Source organism: Proteus columbae (assembly GCF_009914335.1).
Lineage (GTDB): Bacteria > Pseudomonadota > Gammaproteobacteria > Enterobacterales > Enterobacteriaceae > Proteus.
In genome coordinates this window covers 2,397,849-2,413,455 of record NZ_CP043925.1, presented here as the reverse complement: position 1 = coordinate 2,413,455, position 15,607 = coordinate 2,397,849, and the positions used below count along the sequence as shown (strand labels likewise).

Genomic DNA, 15,607 nt, shown 5'->3' with positions numbered 1-15,607 from the left:
TGAGTGTATAAGAGAAATCAAAAACAACGAATACCACCGTTTTGTTATTTTTCGGTCATTATCAGCAACGTCAGCTGTAGGTAGAAGAAGGGGCGTGACGATGGAGAGACATCATCTACAAACATCATTCATTGAGTTGTGTATACAGATAGCCATCAGTTAATCGCTGGTGGCTTTTTTTATACGCATTACATCGCTCATTCACAGAGCAATTCACAAACGTCGAATCCAATCACTTTGATATGAGCCTTCGAGAAAGTCAGTTATAGCTGGCGAGCTTCGACGGGCTGATTTTCTATGTGAACGAGGGTTCATTTCAAATGAAGGTAATACGTTATGCAATATCCAAGAGTAAGTATTAATGGTGTATCTGTTCGCGTTGATGACAAAGGAAGATATAACCTAAATGATTTACATGCCTCAGCCGTGGCAAATGGCGAAGCCAGAGAGAATCAAAAGCCAAGTCAATTTTTGAGAAGCAAACAGGTTAAGACATTTGTAGAAAAATTAAGCGCAATGCAAAAATGCACTGCGGTCAAAGTCATTAACGGTGGGCTTAATCATGGTGTGTGGGCATTAGAATTGGTTGTTATTAGATACGCAGCTTGGCTAAAGCCTGAGTTTGAAATTCTCGTATATAACACCTTTAAGGATGCTACGAGAAAAGGGTTAGATATCATGGCTAAGTTGAACAAGTTAGATCATGTAATCAATACCGAAACAAAAAATGTTAGTAGCTGCGCGAGAACGATGGCTAACTGGGGTGTTGGTGGTAGAAAGCAGTTACTACTAACAGCGAGGGAACGAATTCTTAAAGAAGCTCAAATCTATATTCCTGGTATTGAATAGCGATCCTTAAAATTGAGGATGTTGATTTAATTAATATCTAACGATGAATAGGCCCTAATGGCTTTTTATTGGAGTTTATTATGTCAAACAAACAGATTAATTATGAGGCAATAGGTCATTGTGTTTACTTGCAAAAAGAAATATCGCAGCTAATTGAAGAGAGAAGCAACCTATATAAAGAATTCATAGCGATTTGTCATTCAGGGCAATTTCCTTATACAGATCCAAGAAACACAAAAATCATCGATTTAAATAGTATTGATAAGCCAGCTAAATTGCTAAAAAAAATACATGAGATAAATCAAACTATCATCACACTAGCAACCACTAATAATCAATGGGCGGATAAGGCTGATTATGAACATTATGTTATTAGTAGCGATAATTCTTTAGGTTTTAGTACGTCTAGTGACGCTATATTCAAAGGAATTATTACCTGCAATAAGCAATCATCAATAGACGCTGATGTCGTCAGAAATAAACCATGAAAAAATGCAATGTCTATGGTGGTCGGTGGGCAAAGGTGCGATTAGCATTTCTTAATGAACATCCACTTTGCGTCATGTGCCAAGAGCAAGGACGTATTACTGCAGCCACAGTAGTTGACCACATTACTCCGCATCGTCTTAAAGAGGCACTTGAATCAGGTGATAAAGAACGTATCGCAAAAGCTCAAGCCTTATTCTGGGACACAAAGAACTTTCAAAGCTTATGCGAACTGCATCATAACTCAACCAAACAACGTATCGAAAAGAGTGGCAAAGTCATTGGTTGTAATGCGGATGGCATTCCACTCGATCCCAATTCTCATTGGCATCAATAACACCATGAAATACAGGGTGGGGGCGGGGTAAAAGTTCAAACACTTTCGCCCTGATTACCTAGCGCCCTCATTTGTGTGCACAACCGCGAAATGAAAAGTTTTTTTCTGGGAGGTTCCGATGGCAGGAAGACGCCCGAAACCGACCCACTTGAAGGTGGTCACCGGTAATCCGGGAAAACGAAAACTCAACGATAAAGAACCCCAACCCAAACGTGAAATTCCAAGCCCACCCGAGCATTTAACGGATTGGGGGAAAATGGCGTGGGCAAAATTAACCTTAATACTCGATGGGATGGGCGTTTTAACCGTGGCTGACACGCTGGCATTAGAACGGCTGTGTGATATCTACGCCGATATTCTTCAATTGCGAGACACCATTGCCATTGAAGGTAAGACATACACCACAAAAACGCAATTAGGGGATTTTTTAATTAAAGCGAATCCAGCCGTTGCCATGTTGGACAAAAAAGACGGTCTTTTTAAAAGTTATTTAGTCGAGTTTGGTTTAACCCCCGCCGCTCGTTCGAAGGTGAAGATGGATGGTGGAGAAGAAGAGGAAGATCCGCTCAACCAATATTTCGGTTGATCCCGCAACGCAATACGCGCAAGACGTGCATCAAGGCAAAATTTTAGCGGGACCTGATATTCGTCATGCTTGTGCGCGTCATCTCAAAGATTTAAACGAAGCCGAGCAACGGGGATTAGTCTGGGATGTCGAAGCCGTCAAAAGAGTGATCGATTTTTTTGCGAAAGTCTTAAAGCTCAATGGCGGGGAGCATGAAGGCAAACCGTTTATTTTATTGCCTTGGCAATGCTTTGTGATTGGTTCTATTTTTGGCTGGAAAATGACTGATGGAACACGCCGATTTCGCATGGTGTACGTTGAATCAGGTAAAGGTTCAGGAAAATCACCGATGGCAGGTGGCGTTGGGTTGTATTGTTTAGTCGCCGACAGTGAACCGCGTGCCGAAGTGTATGCGGCAGCCACGAAAAAAGACCAAGCCATGATTTTGTTTCGTGATGCGGTGGCGATGGTTGATCAATCTCCCGCATTAAGTCAGCGGATCACCAAATCAGGCGGAACAGGCAAAGAGTGGAACTTGGCTTATTTGAAAACGAGTTCATTCTTTCGCCCGATTAGCTCAGATGATGGGCAATCAGGGCCTCGTCCCCATTGTGCGCTGATAGATGAAATTCATGAGCATAAAAATAATACCGCCGTTGAGATGATGCGAGCGGGCACAAAAGGTCGGCGACAAGCCTTGATATTTATGATCACCAATAGTGGGCATGATAAAACCAGTGTGTGTTATGACTATCATGAATACGGACGAAAAGTTGCCGAAGGCACTATCGAAGACGACAGCTTCTTTTCCTATATTTGCTCACTGGATGAGGGCGATGATCCCTTTAAGGATGAGTTTTGCTGGGGGAAAGCCAATCCGTCATTGGGCTACACCTTTTCTGATCGCTACTTACGTGAACAAGTGACACAAGCTCGAGGTATGCCCGCAAAAGAAAGCATTGTGCGTCGGCTTAATTTTTGCCAGTGGGTGGATGCCGATAATCCGTGGATTAACAGTGAAACATGGATGCAGTGTGAAAACACGTTCACCTTCGATGATCTTCAAGGTGAAGAGTGTTATGGCGGACTGGACTTATCAGGAACCAAAGATTTAACCGCATTAGCCCTGTATTTTCCTCACCTCAAACGTCTTTATGTTGAATTTTGGACACCCAAAGACACCTTATTGGATAGAGCGAAAACCGACCGAGTGCCCTACGACTTATGGGTAAGGCAAGGTTTTATGCATACCACGCCAGGGAATGCGGTGAGATATGAATTTGTGGCAGAACGTATCGCCGAGATGGCAATGCGCGTCAACATGAGAGCCATTGCCTTTGACCCTTATCGCATTAAATACCTTGTACCCAAACTTGATGAGGTGGGGGTGACGGTTCCCTTAATCCAACATGGCCAAGGGTTTTACAGAGCCAAAGACTCAGGGCTATGGATGCCACACTCTATCGAACTGTTTGAACAGCTCATTGATGACAAGAAGATTGAGATCCACGCTAATCCTTGTTTGAGATGGAATGCCGCATCCGCTGTGCTTGAGGCGGACCAAAAAGATAACCGCGTCTTTGCCAAGAAAAAAAGCACGGGTCGAATTGATGGTGTGGTGGCCTCTGCAATGGCGATTGGGGCTTCTGAAGGGGAATTCGAGGATGAAGGGGATATTGATGGTTTCTTTGATAACCCAATTATTGTGGGGATCTAAATGCGTAACGTGAAAAAAAAGAGCCGAATAAAATCGGCGATCCTCAATTGGATGGGGATACCCATTAGTTTAACTGATGGCGCCTTTTGGGAAGAATGGATTGGAAAGAGTAGCAGTGGCAAGGTGGTCACCGCAGATAATGCATTACAGCTGTCTGCGGTATGGTCTTGCGTTCGGTTACTCAGTGAATCTATTTCGACATTGCCATTGAAAATCTATCAAACGAAGGCGGATGGCTCGCGCGAACTGGCGAAACATCATCCCGCTTACACCGTCTTATGTCGAAAACCCAATGCAGAAATGACGCCTTCTCGTTTTATGTTGATGGTTGTTGCCAGCTTATGTTTAAGAGGAAATGCGTTTATTGAAAAATGTTATATCGGGAAAAAGTTGGTTTCACTTCAACCGTTATTACCTCAAAACATGACGGTGAAACGATTGGAAAATGGGCAGTTGGAATATACCTATACCACGCCTAAATCGAATAAACGGGTTATTCCCGTTAAAAATATGATGCATATTCGAGGGTTTGGTATGGACGGTGTGTGCGGAATGATACCGATCCAGATTGGACGTGATGTGATTGGTACTGCGTTATCGACGGATGAAGCGGCCGGGAAAGTGTTTGAAAATGGGTTACAAACCAGTGGATTATTGACGTCAAAGAATGCCTTGAAAGCCGATCAACGAGAACGCCTAAGAAAGCATTTAATGACGTTTACCGGCTCAAAAAATGCTGGAAAGGTGATGATCCTCGAAGCGGATTTGTCTTATCAAAATGTCACCATGAACCCTGAAACTGCGCAATTATTACAAAGTCGTGGATTTAGCATTGAGGAAATTTGCCGTTGGTTTCGCGTTCCGCCTTTTATGGTGGGGCATGCCGATAAGCAAAGTAGTTGGGCATCCAGTGTGGAAGGGATGAATATGCAGTTTTTGACTAATACACTACGTCCCTTATTGGTCAATATTGAGCAAGAAATTAATCGTTGTTTACTCGACAGTGATGAAGATTATTATGCGGAATTTTCTGTTGAGGGCTTATTACGTGCAGACAGTGCAGGACGTTCAGCTTATTACACAACAGCGTTACAAAATGGCTGGATGAGCCGAAATGATGTTCGACGGTTAGAGAATTTACCGCCTATTGAAGGGGGCGATATTTATACGGTTCAGCTTAATTTAACGCCACTGGATCAGCTCGGAAAAGACATCACGAACAATGAAGCTGAAAAGCTCAAAGCACAGATCACTAACTGGTTATTTCCTGAAGGTGAACCTGTAACCCCATCTCAATCCAATCCACCTCGTCCTGAGGAGTAATCGTTATGAAAAAAAATCAGTTGCCAGTCGCGCTGGAGGATCGCCCCTGCGCATCGATTCACTATGAGCTGAAACTCAAAGCACTGGATAAATGGAATAGCCGTATTCGGGCATCTAGTGCGGATAACTCGATTTCGATATTGGACGTCGTTGGAGAAGATTATTGGGGGGAAGGTGTCACCGCTAAACGGATTTCCGCCGCGCTTCGTGCCATTGGTGAGCAAGATATTGTCGTTAACCTCAATAGTCCAGGGGGCGATATGTTTGAAGGGTTGGCCATTTATAACTTGCTTCGTGCTCACAGTGGCAAGGTAACGGTCAATATTTTGGGCATTGCCGCTTCCGCTGCGTCCATTATTGCGATGGCAGGGGATGAAATAAAAATGGGGCGCGGTGCCTTTTTAATGATCCATAACTGTTGGGCAATGGGGGTAGGAAATCGTCACGACTTTGCAAAACTTGCTCATGATCTCGCCCCTTTTGATGCCTCGATGACCGATATCTATGTGGCACGAAGTGGGCAATCGAGTGACGTGGTGAGTCAGATGATGGACAACGAAACGTATATCAGTGCGAGTGAAGCGATAGAAAAGGGATTTGCGGACAGCCTACTTTCTGCCGATGTGATTGACGAAGGTGATGAAAGTCCCCAAGCCGCGATCCGAAAACTGGATGCGCTACTTGCCAAAACCAACACACCTCGTGCTGAACGACGAAAACTAATTAGTGCATTGACCCGAAGTATGCCGAGAGCTACTTCCCAATCTAATGGTATGCCAAGCGCTACCTGCGATATTAATCCTGAAATCCTGTCAAAATTGGAGGAGGCGGTGACCGCCTTTGCCTGCGTTAAGTAATTGGAGTGACTATGTCAGAGACAAATGAATTATTAAAAAACCTATCGGCAAAAATTGAAGAAGCCAATCAGCATTTTAATGCTAAAGCTGAAGAAGCGTTAAAAGAAGCGCAGAAAGTGGGTGGATTAAATGAAGAAACGAAACATGCCGTAGACAAAATGGCAACCGAGCTAAATGCGCTACGCGAATCTGAAAAAACACTGAAAGCTGCATTAGGGGATTTAGAACAACATGTTGCGCAAATGCCACTCAATAATGCGGTGCAGGTTGTAAAAAGTGTTGGTCAACAAGTGATCTCGGCTGAAGTATTAAAAGAGATCAATTCCAGCATTCAAGAGGGCAAGCGTGTTTCAATTCCTGTTCAGGCAGCATTAACATCTACGGGGGTTGCCGAAGGCGTAGTTGAACCACAACGATTGTCGGGTATCGATGTTGCACCGAAACAACGACTTTTTATTCGTGACTTAATTGCGTCAGGTAAAACGCAATCTCCCGCCATTTTCTGGGTTCAGCAAACGGGGTTTACCAACAAGGCGGCGGTTGCGCCTGAAAATACCACTAAGCCGTATAGCGACATTGCCTTTGCGACCAAAATCACGCCAGTGACGACAATTGCTCATATGTTTAAAGCGTCTAAACAAATCTTAGATGATTTTTCTCAGTTGCAGTCGTTGATTGATGCAGAAATGCGTTATGGATTGAAATTTGTTGAAGAGCAAGAAATTTTATTTGGTGATGGCTCTGGGGCTCATTTGCACGGCATTATCCCACAAGCCACTCAATATAAAGCCTCCTTTACGGTTGAAAAACAAAACGGTATCGATGATTTACGGCTTGCCATGCTTCAAGCTCAATTGGCGCGTTTCCCTGCTTCTGGTCACGTTTTACACTTTATTGACTGGGCGAAAATTGAACTAACCAAAGACTCTTTGGGGCGCTATATTTTGGCTAATCCTTCCGCATTAACAGGGCCGACTTTATGGGGATTACCGGTTGTGGCAACAGAAACCCCCGCGTTTAAAGGGAAGTTCTTAACAGGGGCATTTAATGCGGGGGCTCAGCTCTTTGATCGCGAAGAAACGAATGTGGTGATTTCAACGGAAAACGCCGATGATTTTGAGAAAAACATGATCTCTATTCGTTGTGAAGAGCGTCTTGCTTTGGCGATCAAACGTCCAGAAGCCTTTGTTTACGGTGATTTTACGGTAGCAACGTCAAGTGATTAATGTAACTAAGGCGGTCTTTATGGCCGCTTTTTCTTTGGAGGTGATATGAAATTAGTCATCTTACGAGCCATTTATTTTGAGGGACGAGTGGTGCTTGAAGGCGAGCAGATTGATACCTTAGAGCAACATGGACGGGAGTTAATCCAAAAAGGCTATGCCAAAGAACAGGAAGAAACATATCTTGTTACTGAACCCGAACCCGAACCCGAACCCGAACCCGAACCCGAACCCGAACCCGAACCCGAACCCGAACTCAAACCCGAACCTGAACCGAAAAGAAATATTAAGGCGAAAAAGGAGAAATAATGCTTTCTCTCGAATTGGTGAAGCAGCATTGCAATATCGATCCTGATTTTACGGATGACGATAATTTATTGACGCTGTATATCGGTTCCGCCGTGAAATATGTTGAAAATTACACGCGTCGAACATTACATAAAACTCAGGAGATGGATAAAGCACAAGAAGATCCTGAAGCCTTGTTCTTAACGGATGATGTGATTGCGGCAATGCTCTTATTAATTGCGCAATGGTATGAAAATCGTGAGGGGGTGATTTCGGGGCAAGCTTTTTCTACACAACCTTTTGCGGTCACCGCACTACTTCAACCTTACCGGATTTATGGGTTGTAGGAGGTTTTATGCGTGCAGGACGATTACGCCACACCATTAATATTCAAAAATCAGTATTAGCGCCCGATGCCATCAGTGGCAGTGATGTGATTTGGACGGATCATGCGACAAAAGTACGTGCAGCGATCATGCCTTATCAAGGGCGAGAATATTTTCAAGCCCAGCAAGTACAAAGTGAGGCCACAACGCGAATTCTTATTCGCTATATCGCGGATATTGATACTTCGATGCGTATAGTATGGGGTAAGCGAATATTTAATATTATTTCGATTATTGACCCTTATGAGCGTCATCGTGAGCTTCAATTGATGTGCAAAGAGGGCGTGAATGATGGGGGAGATTAAAATCAGTGGATTGTCTGAACTCGCTCAACGAATGCAAGACATTGCCCGTAAAACCAGAAATCAAAGTGCGCGTAAGGCGATGAATGCAGGGGCTTCGGCGTTAAAAGAAGAAATCAAACATCGAGTGCCTATCCTTAAGGAAACAGTGCCTCATCGACGCAAAGGCACCATCAAGCGCAATATTCGTTCTAAAACGAAAGTGCAGCGCAATGGGCAAGTTAAAACGCGCATTTGGGTGAAATCATTATCAGGTAAAAAGGTGTCTGCCTTTAAACAAGTAACGGGAAAAAGTGCAGCATTGAACCCGAATGATCCGTTTTATTGGTGGTTTGTCGAATTTGGTACCGCCAAGATGCCCGCACAACCGTTTATGCGCCCCAGTTTTGAAGCGAAAAAGGAAGCGACGGCTAAAGTGATTGTTCAAACACTCAAAGAGGATATTGAAAAAGTAAGGTAGAGCTCATGATACAGCAATTAAAAGAGACCCTTTCACCGCTGGTCGATGGAAGGGTTTTTTTTCAGGTATTACCCGAAGGCAAAGGGCATTATCCCGCCATTGTGATCCAGTTTGCCAGCATCACGCCTAACAGTGCGCTGGAGGATACGGATTTAGATAACTATCGCGTGCAACTTGATGTGTATGCGCCACAGCCACAACCCCTTATGGTCTTGCGTAAAAAAATTGAGGCTAAGATTGTCGAGGCGATCCCATTTGCACAACGGGTAAATGCGGTCTTTGGGTATGAAGCGGATGTCAAATTGCATCGGCTTGTTCTTGAATTAATGATTTCATCAGATAAATAAGGAATGGATATGGCAAAGTCAAAAAACCATAAAGCGACGCCTTTCCTCGGCACGAAGATCTTTGTGCAAACCGGCTTAGGGGAGGCGATGACCGTGACGGAAGCGACGTTATCACCCGCAACTATTACTATCGCCAATAATAAGCTGAAAGCCGATGACATGATTATGTTATCGGGATTCGGGGAGTTAGATGGACGTTTTCCTGTTGCACAGGTTGATGGCAACAAAGTGACCCTGTGCGACGAAGTGGATTGGAGTGATAAAACGTTACCCACGGATTTTGCAAACACCAAAGCACAACGTATTCAATGGTCTAATAACTTTTGTGCGGTAAAAAGCTTCAGCAAAGACGGTTCGACAACCGAACAAATTGATGTCACCACCATTTGCAGTGATGGCAAGGAATATGAATCCGGTGATACGGAATACGGTTCAATTAAATTGACCTTTTTCTTACGGTATAGCTCCAGTGAGGTGCAGCGACTCTTACGTAAATATGAAAACAGCAAAGAAAAATTTGCGGTGAAAATGGTCTTAACACGAGATGAGGGCTCCATGTTTTATTACGGCTCCGTCGAAACGGGCATGAACATTGATGGCAGTGTAGGGCAAATGATGGATTCGGGGATCTCAATTAAATTGTCTGGCCGTGATTATTTGAATGCGAAGAAATAATCCCTAATTCACCTCTTTCATTATTTCTCTTCTCCCTTCTCGATAAAAATCTTAGGAGTGATTATGTCTAACGCGTTATTGCGTGAATTAGTGTTAAACCAAGCACTGAAAGTGACGCCTTTTACCTATTTAGACAACACCTTTTATGTCAAAGAGCTGGATGTTGGCACCATGAATTACATTCAGCGTAAACTTCGCCAAATTAAAATCAAGCTCGCCGAAGCACAGGACATTTACTTAGACGAAGACGATCCCGAACAATTTAATGAGGCGATAAATCGTGTCTACGATGAATATGATGTCGCCAGAATGTTGGCCTTTAAGTTGTGTGATGAAAAAGGGGAACTGCTTTTTGATGCTGAAAATGAAGAAGACTTAAAAGGTCTTAATCGTTTAGGACAAGGGTTCTCTAATGCGGTGTTTACGGCCGAAGCGGGGAACAGCGAAAAAAACTTGGAGAACGGCGACAATTCCAACTGATATTGTCGCTGGCTCTTGGAAAAACGCTCGCAGAAATCGAGCAAATGCCCGAAAGCCACTTGTGTGAATATGAAGCTTTTTATCGCAAACAACCCTTTGGTTTATGGCGAGAGGATTATCGGATGGCACAAGTGGCACATCTTCTCGCGATGATAAATCGTGATCCGAAAACGTCTCCGCCTGAATTGATGGATTTTATGCCGATGTGGAAGAAGAAAATCACGGAAGAAGAGGTGTGGGATAATGTCACTGAGAGTGTATTAGCTAATCGATAGCCCCTTTGTTGGGGCTTTTTTATTGTTTTAAGGAGTTTTTATGGCTGGCGCATTAGGTCGATTAAATATTGATTTGACGCTGAATACGGCAAATTTCACCAATGCGATCAACCGTAGCCAGCGCCAAACAGAACAATTTGGGCAAAGTATTCGCGTCAGTCTTCAAGCTATCACCGTACAACAAGAGCGAATGGTATCGCAAACCGCAAAATCTTCGGCGCTTTTTGCCCGTTTTGCGAGTGTTACCGCAAGTGCATTATCCATTCATCAAGTCATTAATTATGCTGATAGTTGGACGGAATTACAGAACCGATTAAAACTGGTGACGGAAAGTTCTGTCGGGTTAAATAAAGCCACACAAGCGGTCTATGATATTGCCCAAAGAACCTATCAATCATTGGATGCCACAGCACAGGTTTATCAGCGTTTTGCGGATAATGCCGATCGCTTAGGCTTAAGTCAGCAAAAAGTGGCAGAACTCACGGAAACCGTCTCAAAAGCCGTGGCGATTTCGGGAGCGAGTGCCACCGCAGCCCAAGCGGCATTAACTCAATTTGGTCAAGCATTAGCCTCGGGTCAGTTACGTGGCGAAGAGCTAAATTCAGTGATGGAGCAAACCCCTGCGTTAGCGAAAGCTATTGCTGACGGAATGGGTGTCAGTGTGGGTGAACTAAGGAAGAAAGCTCAAGACGGTGAAATGACGATTGAAAAAGTCATTCAAGCCTTAGAGCGTGTAGCTGACAGTGTGGATAAAAAATTTGCTACCAGTGTGACAACCGTTAGCCAAGGTTTTACTAATCTTCAATCGGCGATAACAAAATTTATCGGTGAAGCGAATCAAGGTACAGGTGCGACTCAGCTTTTAACAACGGGGCTTTCTGCATTATCGAATCATTTTTCTGAAGTGATGAGAGTAACGGAAGCTTTAGCCATGACGACTATTGCAATAAAAATAGCCAAATGGACTCAAGCCACTTATGCACAAGCCGCGGCAACGAAATTAAAAGCTCAACAAGATTTAATCGCCGCTAAAGCCACAAAAGCCAAGATGACGGCTGAATTAGAGCTAGCCCGTTTTGAAATACGTTCTTTACAAGCGCAACTTCAACTCGCTCAGACAGAAGCACAACGCAGTAGTATTCGAATGCAAATGAAAGCGCAGTCTTCCATTATTGTGTCAGCCACAAATGCAGAAACATTAGCGATACAACGGTTGAATGCGGCACAAAGAGCCAGTTCTACATTAGGGCGAAGTTTTGGTGGTGCACTTGCCTTTCTTGGTGGGCCTCTTGGGATTGCGACAGGATTATTGACTGCGGGGGCAATGGCTTACTATGAGTGGCAACAACAAGCAGAACAATCAAGACAAAAGGCTCTTGAGTATGCAGAGTCATTAGACGTTGCAACGGAGTCATTAAACAAATTAAGTGATGTGGAGCGTCAAGCTTCAATCGGAAAACTGGCTGAAGGTTTAGATGCACAAATTGAGAAAATAGAAGAGCTAAAGAGAAAGCAAGAGGACTTAAAAAAATCATCGGATTTGGGTGGGGCAAATAAAGGCATCTCTTTTTATTATACAGGAGATTACGAGTCATTTTCAGCGGAAGTAGTTAAAGCTAGAAAAGATGAACTCCAAGTAACTGCTGATCTTGAAACAAAGAATAGAGAATTAGAAGTTACACGTAAAAAAATGGCATTATTGCTTGATGCTGAAGTTCAAAAAAACGGGATGGTCTCTAATGCCTATGCGCTTTATGCCAGCCGTATTTACGATGCTTCTGTAAAATCTGATGAATTGATTGGTAAACTCCATCTACAAGGTTCTGCTTTTGATAATTTAGCGCAATCCATTCGTTCAGCCACTCAAGAGCAACAGCAGTTTTCGGCAAAATCGTTAATTGTTGTTTCTGATGATGCACAAAAATCAATCGATGCTTCTCTTCGTACTATTGAAAAATCTAAAGCAGAAGGTAAGGCTTTAGCTAAACTCAATGCAGAAGATGTATTGGCGAGTAGAAAAATTACACCGGACATGATGGGGTATGACAAAGCGTTACAAGCTGAAATTGAAGCCCAACTTGCTTTACAGTCTAAAAAAATTAAGCCACCAAAAACACCAAAATCAACGATTGATTATGCCAAGCAGTACACCAAAATCTTAACGGAATTAGAGGAAAAACAAGCCTCATTGATTGCGGATGGGCAAAGCATTCAGCTGTACGGCACTACCTCTTCCTTTAATGAATACACATCCGCATTAGCCGATATCAAACAGAATAAAGATAAGTTTGATGCCATCTTAAAAATCGATCCCAACGCCATTGAGACGATCAAAGAAAAAGCGAAAGCTATTGATGATCTGGCGCGTGCCAACTCGGTCGCGCAATTTGCTTATGATCGCGGTAAAGAAATTGAGCAGATGCAATTTGAAACTTCCTTGATAGGAAGATCGCGCGCAGAGCAAGAAAAGCTTAATGCCCTTCGTCAGATTGATGTGCTGTATCAGCAAGCCAGTGTGGATTTAGGCGAGAAAGAGCTGGCGAACTTACAACGCAATGTCGAACTCACTAAACAGCAAATTGAGGAAGAGCTTAGAAAGCGAGAGGCTATGAAAGGTGATCCGATGGCGGGATTAAAACAAGGCTTATCGGATTTCAGTGAGTCAGCCATGGATGTGATGGAGAACGTCAGAAACGTCACTACCAATGCCCTTAATAATATGTCTGATGCATTAGCCGATTTTGCTTTAACGGGCAAAGGAAGCTTTAAAGATTTTGCCAATGCGGTGATTTCCGATATCACTCGAATGGTAATGAAAATGTTGGTTTTCAAAGCCATTGAAGCAGGCGGGCAGGCAATGGGTTTTGATATGGGATGGATGAGCAAAGGGCATGCTTACGGTGGCTATACGGGGCATGGCGGGAAATTCGAACCTAAAGGGATTGTACATGGTGGTGAGTTTGTTTTTACCAAAGAAGCGACGGCTAAATTGGGTGTCGGCAATCTCTATCGCTTAATGCATGCGGCGCAAGGTTATGCTTCGGGGGGCTTTGTGGGGGCGGTCACAGGGCGAATACCCGTTACACCGCAACCGACGTTAGCCCATGCAGGTGGTGTACAAATGACCGTCGTTAATCATATTACAGTGACAGGAAATGGTGACGCTGTACTTGCTCAAGCAATGAAAGAAGCCGCACAACAAGGGACAGAAGCCGGCGCACAAAAAGCCCACGCGATGATGTTACAAGACTTTCAAAGTAATGGCGCAGCACGCAGAACATTAGGAGTCTAAATGTCTATTCTTGAATGGCCAAAAGAGGTGATCCCCACACAGGAAAACTGGCAATTATTGAGTAACAGCAAAACGTTTACCTCGCCATTTAATGGAAGTAGTCAAACGGTACGCTTTCCAGGAAGCCGTTGGCGTTGTGAGCTGACATTCAATAATTTAAATGAAGAGAAATCGCGTCAGTTAGAAGCGCTGGTGGCTTCATTGGATGGCATGTCGGGGCGAGTCAAAATAGCCAGTTGGATAAGAAAAGGGCGTTATGGGTATGGTTTGCCTCGGATTGCAATATCCAGCCAATTGGGTCATCGGCTAGAAACAAAGGACTGGAAGCGCAATATGCGCGTGTTACAGCAAGGGGATCGCTTAACTGTGGGCAATGAACTCAAAATGGTGGTGGCAGATGTGGTCAGTGACAATAATGGGCGTGCAAATATTCCTATTTCACCGATGTTAAGAACGTCGCCTACTGTTAATGAAGTGCTCGAGGTTGAGCGTCCTTTTGGAGTTTTTCGGCTTGTTGATAATGAACAGGGTAAATTTCAGCATCGTCGCTTGGGGTATACCCATATCACGTTATCTTTTGAGGAGGTGTTGTACTGATGCAATATCATCCATTTTCTGATGCCATGGTCAACGCGATTAATGAGGGGGCTTATATCGTTTTAGCTGCCAGACTCGATTTGAAATCAGGCGTGACCTGTGCGCATACCGGTGTTGGGCAACTGATTATTGCGGGGGAAACTTATTTGGGTGTGGGTAGTTTAGGCGAAATCAGTCAGCTAAAAGAAAATAAGACAACCACTCCCCCACAATTACAGCTTAAATTAGCCGGTTTTGATAAATCGCTGGTGGGAATGGTGATGAATGAGCAAAGTCGAGGACGCGAAGTCCGGTTGATGATGGTCGCCATCGGCGAAGAGGGGAAACCGTTGCTTGCTGAAATCTTATTTGTCGGACAAATCACATTGATTAATGTGGTATCTGGTGAAGAGAATGCCGTATGTGTTAATATTTCTAATCGATTTGAGCGATGGTCAATTGGTTTGCCTGATCGGTTTACTGATGAGTCGTGGTCATCAAGAAGGCAAGGGGATCGTATCTTTCGTTATGTTGCTCAAATGGCTGAACGGGCCATTTATTGGGGCAGCAAGAAAGATGCACCATCATTTATTTATAAATAATTGATTGGAAGAAACAAAATGAGTAAAAAACTTTTAGTTACTTTAGTTATGACCAGTCTATCGCTATGTGCGGCAAATGCACAAGCCGTAGGTGAAAATACACTTTCATTAGGTTATGCACAAAGTCATGTCAAAGCAGATGGCGATAAACTAAAAGAAAATCCTAAAGGCTTTAACGTCAAATATCGTTATGAATTCGATAATCAGTGGGGAATGATTGGCTCTTTTGCATATACGCATCAAGGGTATGATTATCGTTTCGGTTCTCAATCTGTTGGAACTGCAGATTTGGACTATTATTCATTCACTGCTGGGCCTGTTTATCGTTTTAATGATTATGTTAGTGCCTATGGTTTATTGGGGGTTGCTCACGGTAAAGCCGAAGTAGAATTAAAAGGCTTCGGTTATCATGAGAAAGAAAGTCAAAGTAAATCTGCGTTCGCTTATGGTGCGGGTCTTCAATTTAACCCCCATCCTAATATCGCGATTGATGCTTCTTACGAATACACTAAATTAGATGATGTTAAAGTGGGCACATGGATGCTTGGTCTTGGCTATCGTTTTTAG

Annotated in this window: 20 protein-coding genes; all 20 read left to right on the top strand. The window is 43.6% G+C overall.

All coding sequences use genetic code 11. The annotated features are described in order from the left end of the window. Window positions 1–336 precede the first annotated feature (336 nt). The 20 genes from F1325_RS11500 to F1325_RS11405 all read left to right on the top strand — a co-directional run bounded on the left by F1325_RS11500 (window position 337) and on the right by F1325_RS11405 (window position 15,607). Entirely contained in the window at window positions 337–849 is a 513-nt protein-coding gene (locus tag F1325_RS11500; protein ID WP_088207158.1) for a KilA-N domain-containing protein, read from the top strand. Between the two features lie 80 nt (window positions 850–929). Beyond that, window positions 930–1,337 carry a hypothetical protein gene (locus F1325_RS11495; RefSeq protein WP_160230477.1) on the top strand — a complete coding sequence of 136 codons (408 nt, stop codon included), beginning with the start codon at window positions 930–932 and terminating at the stop codon, window positions 1,335–1,337. Further along, window positions 1,334–1,672 carry an HNH endonuclease gene (locus tag F1325_RS11490; RefSeq protein ID WP_160230476.1) on the top strand — a complete coding sequence of 113 codons (339 nt, stop codon included), beginning with the start codon at window positions 1,334–1,336 and terminating at the stop codon, window positions 1,670–1,672. The genes F1325_RS11495 and F1325_RS11490 overlap by 4 nt, the downstream gene beginning before the upstream one ends. Before the next feature lie 118 nt (window positions 1,673–1,790). Continuing rightward, the gene (locus tag F1325_RS11485) at window positions 1,791–2,258 is read left to right on the top strand and encodes a phage terminase small subunit P27 family (protein WP_036937618.1); all 468 of its coding nucleotides are present in this window, start codon (window positions 1,791–1,793) and stop codon (window positions 2,256–2,258) included. Further along, window positions 2,212–3,954 carry a terminase large subunit gene (locus F1325_RS11480; protein WP_160230475.1) on the top strand — a complete coding sequence of 581 codons (1,743 nt, stop codon included), beginning with the start codon at window positions 2,212–2,214 and terminating at the stop codon, window positions 3,952–3,954. Before F1325_RS11485 ends, F1325_RS11480 begins: the two co-directional genes overlap by 47 nt. Next, on the top strand, window positions 3,955–5,277 hold the full coding sequence (locus tag F1325_RS11475) for a phage portal protein (protein WP_160230474.1): 1,323 nt from the start codon (window positions 3,955–3,957) through the stop codon (window positions 5,275–5,277). It abuts the gene before it with no gap. Between the two features lie 5 nt (window positions 5,278–5,282). Beyond that, window positions 5,283–6,134 (top strand): head maturation protease, ClpP-related, encoded by an 852-nt coding sequence (locus F1325_RS11470; RefSeq protein WP_160230473.1) that lies wholly within the window; start codon window positions 5,283–5,285, stop codon window positions 6,132–6,134. An 11-nt stretch (window positions 6,135–6,145) separates the two neighbouring features. Then, window positions 6,146–7,360, top strand: coding sequence for a phage major capsid protein (locus tag F1325_RS11465; RefSeq protein ID WP_160230472.1), 1,215 nt, complete (start codon window positions 6,146–6,148; stop codon window positions 7,358–7,360). A gap of 45 nt (window positions 7,361–7,405) precedes the next feature. After that, entirely contained in the window at window positions 7,406–7,666 is a 261-nt protein-coding gene (locus tag F1325_RS19245; protein WP_208797904.1) for a hypothetical protein, read from the top strand. Next, window positions 7,666–7,992 (top strand): head-tail connector protein, encoded by a 327-nt coding sequence (locus F1325_RS11455; RefSeq protein ID WP_058336093.1) that lies wholly within the window; start codon window positions 7,666–7,668, stop codon window positions 7,990–7,992. The genes F1325_RS19245 and F1325_RS11455 overlap by 1 nt, the downstream gene beginning before the upstream one ends. A gap of 8 nt (window positions 7,993–8,000) precedes the next feature. Then, on the top strand, window positions 8,001–8,336 hold the full coding sequence (locus tag F1325_RS11450; protein ID WP_160230471.1) for a phage head closure protein: 336 nt from the start codon (window positions 8,001–8,003) through the stop codon (window positions 8,334–8,336). Then, window positions 8,320–8,793 carry an HK97-gp10 family putative phage morphogenesis protein gene (locus tag F1325_RS11445; protein ID WP_160230470.1) on the top strand — a complete coding sequence of 158 codons (474 nt, stop codon included), beginning with the start codon at window positions 8,320–8,322 and terminating at the stop codon, window positions 8,791–8,793. The genes F1325_RS11450 and F1325_RS11445 overlap by 17 nt, the downstream gene beginning before the upstream one ends. A gap of 5 nt (window positions 8,794–8,798) precedes the next feature. After that, window positions 8,799–9,140: a tail completion protein gp17 gene (gene gp17 / locus F1325_RS11440; protein ID WP_160230469.1), complete on the top strand. Its 342-nt coding sequence runs from the start codon at window positions 8,799–8,801 to the stop codon at window positions 9,138–9,140. 9 nt (window positions 9,141–9,149) lie between these two features. Beyond that, the gene (locus tag F1325_RS11435; protein WP_160230468.1) at window positions 9,150–9,815 is read left to right on the top strand and encodes a hypothetical protein; all 666 of its coding nucleotides are present in this window, start codon (window positions 9,150–9,152) and stop codon (window positions 9,813–9,815) included. Window positions 9,816–9,878: 63 nt separating this feature from the next. Then, window positions 9,879–10,295 carry a hypothetical protein gene (locus F1325_RS11430; RefSeq protein WP_036894767.1) on the top strand — a complete coding sequence of 139 codons (417 nt, stop codon included), beginning with the start codon at window positions 9,879–9,881 and terminating at the stop codon, window positions 10,293–10,295. Between the two features lie 44 nt (window positions 10,296–10,339). Next, on the top strand, window positions 10,340–10,570 hold the full coding sequence (locus F1325_RS11425; RefSeq protein ID WP_004251574.1) for a phage tail assembly protein T: 231 nt from the start codon (window positions 10,340–10,342) through the stop codon (window positions 10,568–10,570). A gap of 40 nt (window positions 10,571–10,610) precedes the next feature. Next, entirely contained in the window at window positions 10,611–13,862 is a 3,252-nt protein-coding gene (locus F1325_RS11420) for a phage tail tape measure protein (RefSeq protein WP_160230467.1), read from the top strand. Continuing rightward, the gene (locus F1325_RS11415) at window positions 13,863–14,459 is read left to right on the top strand and encodes a hypothetical protein (RefSeq protein WP_160230466.1); all 597 of its coding nucleotides are present in this window, start codon (window positions 13,863–13,865) and stop codon (window positions 14,457–14,459) included. Then, window positions 14,459–15,040: a hypothetical protein gene (locus tag F1325_RS11410; protein ID WP_160230465.1), complete on the top strand. Its 582-nt coding sequence runs from the start codon at window positions 14,459–14,461 to the stop codon at window positions 15,038–15,040. The genes F1325_RS11415 and F1325_RS11410 overlap by 1 nt, the downstream gene beginning before the upstream one ends. 18 nt (window positions 15,041–15,058) lie before the next feature. After that, window positions 15,059–15,607, top strand: coding sequence for an Ail/Lom family outer membrane beta-barrel protein (locus F1325_RS11405; protein WP_049206484.1), 549 nt, complete (start codon window positions 15,059–15,061; stop codon window positions 15,605–15,607).

Bases quoted from the DNA above. Each gene is read 5' to 3' on its own strand.
- F1325_RS11500 (WP_088207158.1), top strand. From the start codon at position 337: ATGCAATATCCAAGAGTAAGTATTAATGGTGTATCTGTTCGCGTTGAT.
- F1325_RS11495 (WP_160230477.1), top strand. From the start codon at position 930: ATGTCAAACAAACAGATTAATTATGAGGCAATAGGTCATTGTGTTTAC.
- F1325_RS11490 (WP_160230476.1), top strand. From the start codon at position 1,334: ATGAAAAAATGCAATGTCTATGGTGGTCGGTGGGCAAAGGTGCGATTA.
- F1325_RS11485 (WP_036937618.1), top strand. From the start codon at position 1,791: ATGGCAGGAAGACGCCCGAAACCGACCCACTTGAAGGTGGTCACCGGT.
- F1325_RS11480 (WP_160230475.1), top strand. From the start codon at position 2,212: ATGGTGGAGAAGAAGAGGAAGATCCGCTCAACCAATATTTCGGTTGAT.
- F1325_RS11475 (WP_160230474.1), top strand. From the start codon at position 3,955: ATGCGTAACGTGAAAAAAAAGAGCCGAATAAAATCGGCGATCCTCAAT.
- F1325_RS11470 (WP_160230473.1), top strand. From the start codon at position 5,283: ATGAAAAAAAATCAGTTGCCAGTCGCGCTGGAGGATCGCCCCTGCGCA.
- F1325_RS11465 (WP_160230472.1), top strand. From the start codon at position 6,146: ATGTCAGAGACAAATGAATTATTAAAAAACCTATCGGCAAAAATTGAA.
- F1325_RS19245 (WP_208797904.1), top strand. From the start codon at position 7,406: ATGAAATTAGTCATCTTACGAGCCATTTATTTTGAGGGACGAGTGGTG.
- F1325_RS11455 (WP_058336093.1), top strand. From the start codon at position 7,666: ATGCTTTCTCTCGAATTGGTGAAGCAGCATTGCAATATCGATCCTGAT.
- F1325_RS11450 (WP_160230471.1), top strand. From the start codon at position 8,001: ATGCGTGCAGGACGATTACGCCACACCATTAATATTCAAAAATCAGTA.
- F1325_RS11445 (WP_160230470.1), top strand. From the start codon at position 8,320: ATGATGGGGGAGATTAAAATCAGTGGATTGTCTGAACTCGCTCAACGA.
- gp17 (WP_160230469.1), top strand. From the start codon at position 8,799: ATGATACAGCAATTAAAAGAGACCCTTTCACCGCTGGTCGATGGAAGG.
- F1325_RS11435 (WP_160230468.1), top strand. From the start codon at position 9,150: ATGGCAAAGTCAAAAAACCATAAAGCGACGCCTTTCCTCGGCACGAAG.
- F1325_RS11430 (WP_036894767.1), top strand. From the start codon at position 9,879: ATGTCTAACGCGTTATTGCGTGAATTAGTGTTAAACCAAGCACTGAAA.
- F1325_RS11425 (WP_004251574.1), top strand. From the start codon at position 10,340: ATGCCCGAAAGCCACTTGTGTGAATATGAAGCTTTTTATCGCAAACAA.
- F1325_RS11420 (WP_160230467.1), top strand. From the start codon at position 10,611: ATGGCTGGCGCATTAGGTCGATTAAATATTGATTTGACGCTGAATACG.
- F1325_RS11415 (WP_160230466.1), top strand. From the start codon at position 13,863: ATGTCTATTCTTGAATGGCCAAAAGAGGTGATCCCCACACAGGAAAAC.
- F1325_RS11410 (WP_160230465.1), top strand. From the start codon at position 14,459: ATGCAATATCATCCATTTTCTGATGCCATGGTCAACGCGATTAATGAG.
- F1325_RS11405 (WP_049206484.1), top strand. From the start codon at position 15,059: ATGAGTAAAAAACTTTTAGTTACTTTAGTTATGACCAGTCTATCGCTA.